This is a genomic window from Pirellulales bacterium, from assembly GCA_036490175.1.
Lineage (GTDB): Bacteria > Planctomycetota > Planctomycetia > Pirellulales > JACPPG01 > JACPPG01.
This window is the reverse complement of the sequence record DASXEJ010000103.1, coordinates 1-8,171: the sequence shown is the minus strand read 5'-3', so window position 1 is coordinate 8,171 and position 8,171 is coordinate 1. Positions and strand designations below refer to the sequence as shown.

The following is an 8,171-nucleotide window of genomic DNA, read 5'->3' as shown; positions in this document are numbered from 1 at the left end:
TGAGGTGGACCCCAGAAATTGGGCGCCCTGATAAGGTGTGGTTTCCGGGTGCGGAGACGACCGAATCAGGAGAGTGGGCGTATGACGCGGAAGCGGCGGGTGTTTGGGGCGGCGTTCAAGGCCAAGGTGGCCTTGGCGGCGGTCCGGGGTGACAAGACGACGGCGCAGCTGGCCAGTGAGTTCAGCATGCACACGAGCCAGGTCACGGCCTGGAAGAAGCAGTTGCTGGAGCAGGCCGTTGGGCTGTTCGAGGACGGCCGGACGCGGCGCGACGAGCAGGCCGCGAACGAGCAGGAGCTTTACGAACAGATCGGCCGCCTGAAGATGGAGGTCGAGTGGTTGAAAAAAAAATCTGCCGAGCTTACCTGAAGGAAAGCGCCGATGCATCGACACCAGCCACCCACAACTCTCCGTTGCCCGACAGTGCGAATTGCTCGGCTTGCCGCGCAGCACCTGGTACCACGCGCCGACCGGCGAGTCGGCCGAGAACCTGGCGTTGATGAAGCGAATCGACGCGCAGTATTTGCAGACGCCATTCTTCGGCAGCCGCAAGATGGCGCGAGAACTTTGCATCAATCGCAAGCGTGCCCAGCGTTTGATGCGGATCATGGGCTTGGAGGCGATTTATCCGAAGCGACGCACCACACGACCGGCTGCGGGACACACGATTTACCCCTATTTACTGCGGAATCTTCCCATCACGCGGCCCAACCAGGTGTGGGCCAGCGACATTACGTACATTCCCTTGCGGCACGGCTTTCTGTATCTGGCGGCGGTGATGGACTGGTACAGCCGGTACGTGTTGGCGTGGCGGCTCTCGAACACGCTGGAGGGGAGTTTTTGCTTGGAAGCGCTCGACGAGGCGCTCGCGGTGAAGCAACCAGAGATATTCAACAGCGATCAAGGATGTCAGTTCACGGCCGCGGCCTTTACCGGCCGATTGGAGAAGTGCGGCGTGGCGATCTCGATGGATGGCCGTGGCCGAGCGCTGGACAACGTGTTTGTCGAACGGCTGTGGCGGAGCGTGAAGTACGAGGAGGTCTACCTGAAGGACTACGCCGACGGCTGGGAGGCGGAGAGATCGCTCGCCGCGTACTTCCAGTTCTACTGCGATCGGAGGATCCACCAGGCGCTGGGCTACCGCACGCCGGCAGAAGTGTACCGAGAAGAAAAATCGCAAAAAGCTCGGCGCTCAAATCCCTGTTGAGGCAGGGATAACGACGGAGAACCAAACGTAACCGAAACCGCAACCAGCTGCCGCAGCCGCGCGAGACCCGTGAGGGGTCTCACGGGCCGCCAGACCAGCGACCCCACATCTTATGTAACCGTCACACGAACCGCATCTTGACGCACCTGCTAGCCTGAGGTTTTCACTCCCCTACCTCGGGAACGCGAGCGATGGTCAAGCGTCAACGTCGGAGCCGGGCCGAGTCTTCAGTGTACTGGCGACAGCAGATTGCCGACTGGAAGCCGAGCGGACAGACGATACGTGCATTTTGCAGCGAGCGGAACCTCACGGAATCGCAGTTCCATTTGTGGAAGCGTAAGCTCTGTGCCGAGTCAACGAGGACCCCGCCCGGGTCGGTCAAAGATCCAACGCCCGCGTTCGTTCCTGTGTCGGTCGCCGGCCTGAGAGGCTCGCCGATCACGCTAGAGATTCACGGCGCAACGCTCCGCATCGAACCTGGCGTTGACGTTGAGCTGCTTCGCACCGTTCTGCAGTCGCTGAAGGCAAGCTGATGCTCGCGCTCGCGCCTGGCACAATGGCGATCTACTTCTGCATCGGCGCGACCGACATGCGGAAGGGTTTCGACGGCCTGATGCGACTCGCCGAGCAGCAGGCTGCCCGAGACGTGCTCCAAGGCGGGCTGTTCATCTTCGTGAATCGCCGCCGTGACCGGGTGAAGCTGCTCTGGTGGGACGAAGACGGTTTGGCAATTTGGTACAAGAGACACGAGTCAAAGTGCCCCCTTCTTTTGCTCTGTACACGAATTGGCGAGCGGGCCGATAATCTCGCGCGCTGGCTTGTTGCAGCTAGCGGTATGGATGCAAGCACGACAATCTGCGGACCAAGGAGGTGGTTCATGCATTCCGACGTTACCCCCGTCGCTCCCCCCCGCGCCCACCGGCCGACGTGCCGGCGGCGCCCGATCCACTGTGGCGCCTGCTGACGGACGAGCAGCGCCGGCAGACACTATCGACGCTCAGCCGCATCGTGTTGCGACAACTCGACGCGCCTCGCAACGAAAGCGAGGTGTGTCATGAGTGACCTTCTTGTTCAAGCGGTCAGCCATGGATCCAAGTTGCGCGTTGGCGCGGCAGACCAGCCGGCCGTCCTGTGCGGCTGGAAGGCGACGTCGAAGATTCGAGATCTGCATCTGGATCGTCTGGCCATGGTGTACGTGCGACAATCGTCGCCGCAGCAGGTGATTGAGAATCGCGAGTCGCGCGAGCGGCAATACGTCTTGGCAGAATTCGCTCAGCGGTTGGGTTGGCCGGCCGAGCGAGTGGTGGTCATTGACGAAGATCAGGGGCAGAGCGGTAAGACGGCCGACCATCGCAGCGGCTTTCAGCGGCTGATGACAGAAGTGAGTCTGAACCACGTGGGAATCGTGCTGGGCTTGGAACTCAGTCGGCTTTCTCGGTCCAACAAGGATTGGCATCAATTGGTCGACGTGTGCGGCGTTTTCCAATCGTTGCTGTGCGATCAAGACGGCCTGTACGACGCGCGGGACAGCAACGACCGCCTGTTGCTGGGAATGAAAGGCGCGATGAGCGAATTCGAACTCGTGACGTTGCGGAATCGTTTGTTGCGAGGCAGTCGCAACAAGGCTGAACGGGGCGAGTTGTTCCTGTTGGTTCCGGTGGGCTATTTCAAATCGCCTTCAGGCGAGGTGCTGCAGGAGCCTGACGAACAAGCGCGGGGCATGATTCAACTGGTCTTCGATAAGTTCGAGGAATTCGGTTCGGCTTATGCCGTGTTTCGCTATCTGACCTTGCACGATCTCCAGTTGGGATTTCGCCGCCAGCGCGGAGGGCGGATCGGCGAGTTGGAGTGGAAACCGGCGTCTCCCAACCGAATTCTTTCGATCTTGCGGCACCCGATTTACGCCGGTGCCTATGCCTACGGTTTGCATCGCTCTGGAACCAAGAATCCTGGGACGGGGCGAGCCGAAGGTGGCCAGTGGTTTGTGCCTCCCGAGGAATTAGCCGTGCTGATCCACGATCGGCTCCCGGCCTATATCTCGTGGGATCAGTTCTTAAAGAACCTGGAGCAATTGAAACAGAATCGTTCGCTGCATGTTTCGCGTGGCGTGCCGCGGCGTGGCGAAGCTCTGTTGCCGGGCCTGGTCGTGTGCGGCAGGTGTGGGCATCGCATGGCGACGAAGTACAAGACGGATAAACGCCCCTGTTATTACTGCGAAGAGTATTGGCGGTTGGCGCTCGACGAGCCTTGCGGGCGGATTAGGGCTTCCGCCCTCGATGACCTCGTGGCGCGGGAGGTGCTTCGCGCTCTGGAGCCCGCCGTCTTGGAACTGAGTTTGTGCGCGATCGACAACGTCGAACGAGAGCGGCAGCGTTTGCACGATCAGTGGCGCCGAAAGCTGGAACGCGCCCAGCAGGATGTCGATCGCGCGGAACGGCACTATCACACCGTGGAGCCCGAGAACCGACTCGTGGCGCGAACCTTGGAGGCGCGCTGGGAAGAAGCCTTGAAAACGCAGCGACAAGTCGAGGAGGAGCATCATCGCTTTCTGGCAATACAGCCTGCCACGCTCAGCCCAAACGATCGGCAGCGGATTCAGGCGCTCTCCGGTAGCGTGGCTGCGTTGTGGCATGCTCCAGAAACCACGGCGATGGACCGCACGCAGATCGTCCGCTGTTTGGTGGACCGCGTCATCATAACGGTCGATAAGACAACCGAGTTGAACGAGGTGACGATCGTTTGGCACGGAGGCCTGTCAACACGCCATCAAATCGCACGCCCTGTGGGTGGCTTCGAACAACTGAAAGATTTCCGACGCCTGGCGGAGCGCATCAAGCAACTGCATGGGGAAGGACTCCATTTACCGCAGATTGCTGGGCGGCTCAACCAGGAGGGCTTTGTGCCCCCGCGACGTCGTGGCCCGTTCGCGGCCAGTGGAGTCGCAGACCTCGTGCGTCGCCTGGGGCTGGTGGGGGAATTATTTCGCGACAACCTCGTGGGCCAAAACGAATGGTGGATCCACGACCTGGCGCGGAAGCTGGGTGTGATTCCCCGGAAGGTACACTACTGGGCTCGACAAGGTTGGATTCATTCGCGCCGAACACCTTCTGGCAAACACTGGATCGTATGGGCCGACGACGACGAACTTCGACGTTTACAACAGCTGGCCCACCGAAAGAACTCCTGGACGGCCGCCAAATTCCCACAGTTGGTCATTCCCAAACGCCGCGCCGCACGATAACAGTGCTAGCAGCTCGCGCGCCATCCCAGCGCGACACGACATTCCTGTAACGCCACCGCAATGAGGGTCTTGTGATGCCAGCTACAAGCGGCTCGAAGCCGGCACTTTTGAGTTGCCGGCCGTCCATGAAGACGTCAAGCATGTCGCGCTCACAGCCACTGAACTGAGCTTGCTCTTGGGCGGCATCGAACTGGCGAGTGTGCGACGGAGGAAACGATTTCGACAAACGGCCTGATGTGTTTTTCCAATCCGGGCGAACCTTTTCAACGCTGCGCGCGTTCTATGGGTTATGAGCACGGATGCTAACTCTCGCCCGAACGATCTGACGCTCTGTCATCAGATCATTGCTGAGCAGCTGTCGACGATTGGCGAGCTGCAACGGGAGTTGCAGCAAGTCAGGCATTACGTCGAACGCCTGCTGCGTAGCAAGTATGGCCCCCACAGCGAGCGTGTCGACCCGAATCAACTGCCGCCGTGGCGGCGGTCGTGGCGCTCTTCCCGATCACCTCCCTCGCGAAGTTGTGGAACACGATCTTGCTGATTTTGAGAGACTTTGCCCGTGCTGCGGCGAGACGCGACAGCGAATCGGCTGCGAAACGAGCGAACAATTGGAATTTGTGCCGGCTGTTCTGAAAGTCATCGAGCATCGACGCTGGAAGTATGCCTGCCGCCGCTGTGAAGAACAGGTGGCCATTGCTCCCGTCCCCAACAAGCCGATTGCCAAGGGACTCCCTGGGCCCGGTCTATTGAGCAACGTGGTGGTCAGCAAGTATGCCGATCACCTGCCGCTGTATCGCCTGGAAGACGTGTTGGCCCGTAGCGGCGTCGAGTTGTCGCGGAGTACGTTGTGCCGTTGGGTGATGCAGACCGCAGCCGTGCTGGAGCCCGTCTATCAGGCGATGGTCGAGCGGGTTCGCTCATCGGAATCGATCCACACCGACGATACGCCGGTTCCAGTACTCGATGCCAGTCTGCCAAAGACGCGAACGGCGCGATTCTGGGTCTACTGCGGTGACTGGCGGAATCCCTACACGGTTTACGATTACACGACGAGTCGTCGACGCGATGGCCCGGTGGCGTTTCTAGCGAACTTCACGGGCTTCCTCCACGCCGACGCCTTCGCAGGCTATGACGGCATCTATGCCGCTGGGAACGTAAAGCAAGTCCTCTGTTGGGCCCATGCGCGGCGAAAGTTCTATGACGCTCGCACGGTGCAGCCCGAACCGGCCCACGCTGCGCTCGCTCACATTGCGCGGCTGTATCGCGTCGAACGAGACGCCAAGGAGCTGATCGGGCCCGACGGACTCAACAGCGAGCAAGCGTGGTTGGCCTGGCATCGCCAGCGATGGTTGTTGCGGCAACAACATTCGTCGCCCTTGCTCGGCGAGTTTCGCCAGTGGCTCCAGGCAACTGAGCAGACGGTGCTACCCAAGAGTCCGGTCGGCCAAGCATTGCAGTACGTCCTGCCGCGTTGGGACGGCCTGATCCGATACTGCGAGAATGGCGCCCTTTCGATCGACAATAACCTGAGTGAGCGGAGCGTGCGGCCCGTAGCGATCGGTCGCAAGAATTATCTGTTTCTGGGCAGCGACTGTGGCGGCAAGGCGGCAGCAGTTCTCTACAGCGTCATGGCCAGCGCCAAGGCGAATCAGGTCGAGCCGTTTGCGTACGTGCGCGACCTGCTGGTCCAATTGTCACGACATTCGCCGCCCCCGGCTGCCGACCTGCTTCCCGACGCTTGGTTGACGGCGCACCCCGAAGCTCGGCGGTGCTGGTCGAGGTAGCCGGGCTGCCAGGCACTACAGGATCAAGAACCTCCGATTTGACGGCGATGCGGGACTTTGAATAGCGAGACGGCAAAATCGGAATGCTAGCCCGCGAGATTGCCAACAACACCAGTCGCGGGCGGCCGAATGTCGAAAAACGAACCGTTTTTGAGACTGCGGAACGCGGCCTGCTTAACAGCCGTAGACTCAATCAACGTAGGGCAGCAATGCCCCGCATTCGGCCGTGAAAGGTTCCTGCCCCGCGTAGCGCGACACTTTTTGCCGTACGTTTTCGTTGTAAACCGCTCAGCGGCTACTTACACTGGTCGGAAAAGCGGCACTCCCTGTTCCGCTGTATTGTCCAAAGCTGCGGCGCCGCATCTCGGAGCACGCTACTGAGCGTTGTCTAGAAGCCGGACTTTTGCTGGGTCGTTGGTAGGCGATCCGTGGGCGATAGTTCTTTCCGGCTACGCTCTTTTGCCGTTCGCTCGCTTCTTCCACCGCAATCTCGTACTGGGCATCACAGAAATGAGACTTCCAGGCTTGCAACGCGTACTACGCGGCATCTTTTTGATTCCGATCTTCGTGGTCACGCATGTTAGCGTCGTTTATGCAGCTCCACCGGGTACACTTTTGCACAAGTTCACGGCTCCCGATGGCGCGTTGAATGTCGATTTCGGTTACGGGCTCGCAACGACGAACAACAACGCATTTATCACCGATCAATTCGCGCCCGGCGGCGGACGTACGTATGAGTTCGACATGCAGGGCGATCTCGTTCGCACGATTACTAATCCCGGTGGCAATACGAGCGCCCGCTTCGGCGATCGTGTCGCCGTGGTGGGAAACTACGTCGCGGTGAGTGCCACCGGTGAGTTGACCAATGGTCAATCGGGCCAAGGCTCCGTCTTTCTTTTCGATGCATCAACCGGTGCACTTGAGCGGGGCATTAACGCACCCGCCGGCTCACTCTCATTTGGCCAGGCACTTGCAGGCAGTGGTAATCTTCTCGTTGTTGGCGGATTCGGTGACCCTGTTAATGTATTCAACGCCGATACAGGACAGGTCGTTCAGACGCTCCACGACCCGACGAATCAGTCAGAGGACGCCTTTGGATCCTCCGTGTTGATCTACAACCAAATGGTGTTTGTCGGCGCGCCACAGGACACGGCGCATCACAGTGCTGGAAGCACCGGAGTGGTTTATGGCTTCGATCTCAGCACTGGAAATCTACTCCACGTCTATGGAGATCAATTCAACGTCCCTCACGGCATGGGATGGACGATGAGTATTGTCAATGGAGATTTGCTGGTCGGCGACCCTACCAGCCAAACCGGCGCCGCGTTTGAATTTGACATCAACACAGGCGCTGTGCTGCATCAAATGCATCAGCCTGCCGGCACCGGCGGTGCCACCTTTGGGGCAGATGTCGCCGCCGTTGGCGGCTTGGAAGCCGTTGGTATGTCCCCGAGCGGCCAGGCGCCCGGTGCCGCCTATCTGTATAGCAGCGGCACATTGGTCCAAACGATCAATTCACCGTCCGACGGTTTCGACCACGACTTCGCGCAGACCATTGAAGCTTGGGGACCAAACCTCTTGGTCGGCGACGTTCAAGCGGATGCCGGTGGACGAGGGGCGGCCTATCTGTATTCCGTCCCCGAACCCTCCTCCATCGCACTGCTGATCATTGGAGCTATTGGCTTGGCTGCGATGGCTCGTTCCAGAACCACCTGCGTTTGCGCCCAGCGTCGAGTGGGAACGGCGGTTTCGTGCCATTAACTCATGTGTGCGTGAGACTCGCAAGAAACCACCCATTTTCGGCACTGCTGAGATCTGGCTGACATGGCGGCCGTGGTGAACCGCACGGTCGGTCACGTCGACTGGCGGCGTGTGTTTCCTGAAACGCTTACCATCTTATTCAGGCCTCAAACCTGTCCAACAATTGGGGTCCACCTCA

Annotated in this window: 5 protein-coding genes; all 5 read left to right on the top strand. The window is 59.9% G+C overall.

The genetic code is table 11. The features are described 5' to 3' along the window. The first annotated feature begins 81 nt into the window (after positions 1 to 81). Positions 82 to 1,207, top strand: a protein-coding gene (locus tag VGG64_07455; protein HEY1599422.1) for an IS3 family transposase whose coding sequence is annotated in 2 segments (ribosomal slippage) — positions 82 to 351 and positions 353 to 1,207 — 1,125 coding nt in all. Because the reading frame shifts where the segments join, the coding sequence is not laid out codon by codon here. Between the two features lie 870 nt (positions 1,208 to 2,077). Beyond that, positions 2,078 to 2,269 carry a hypothetical protein gene (locus VGG64_07450; GenBank protein HEY1599421.1) on the top strand — a complete coding sequence of 64 codons (192 nt, stop codon included), beginning with the start codon at positions 2,078 to 2,080 and terminating at the stop codon, positions 2,267 to 2,269. Next, complete coding sequence (locus tag VGG64_07445) at positions 2,262 to 4,448, top strand: recombinase family protein (protein ID HEY1599420.1); 2,187 nt, start codon at positions 2,262 to 2,264, stop codon at positions 4,446 to 4,448. Before VGG64_07450 ends, VGG64_07445 begins: the two co-directional genes overlap by 8 nt. Before the next feature lie 431 nt (positions 4,449 to 4,879). Beyond that, positions 4,880 to 6,232, top strand: a complete 1,353-nt coding sequence (locus tag VGG64_07440; GenBank protein HEY1599419.1) for an IS66 family transposase — start codon at positions 4,880 to 4,882, stop codon at positions 6,230 to 6,232. A gap of 414 nt (positions 6,233 to 6,646) precedes the next feature. Beyond that, on the top strand, positions 6,647 to 7,993 hold the full coding sequence (locus VGG64_07435) for a PEP-CTERM sorting domain-containing protein (protein HEY1599418.1): 1,347 nt from the start codon (positions 6,647 to 6,649) through the stop codon (positions 7,991 to 7,993). Positions 7,994 to 8,171 lie beyond the last annotated feature (178 nt).

Coding starts and splice junctions, on each gene's coding strand:
- VGG64_07445 (HEY1599420.1), top strand. CDS start 2,262: ATGAGTGACCTTCTTGTTCAAGCGGTCAGCCATGGATCCAAGTTGCGC.
- VGG64_07440 (HEY1599419.1), top strand. CDS start 4,880: ATGGCCCCCACAGCGAGCGTGTCGACCCGAATCAACTGCCGCCGTGGC.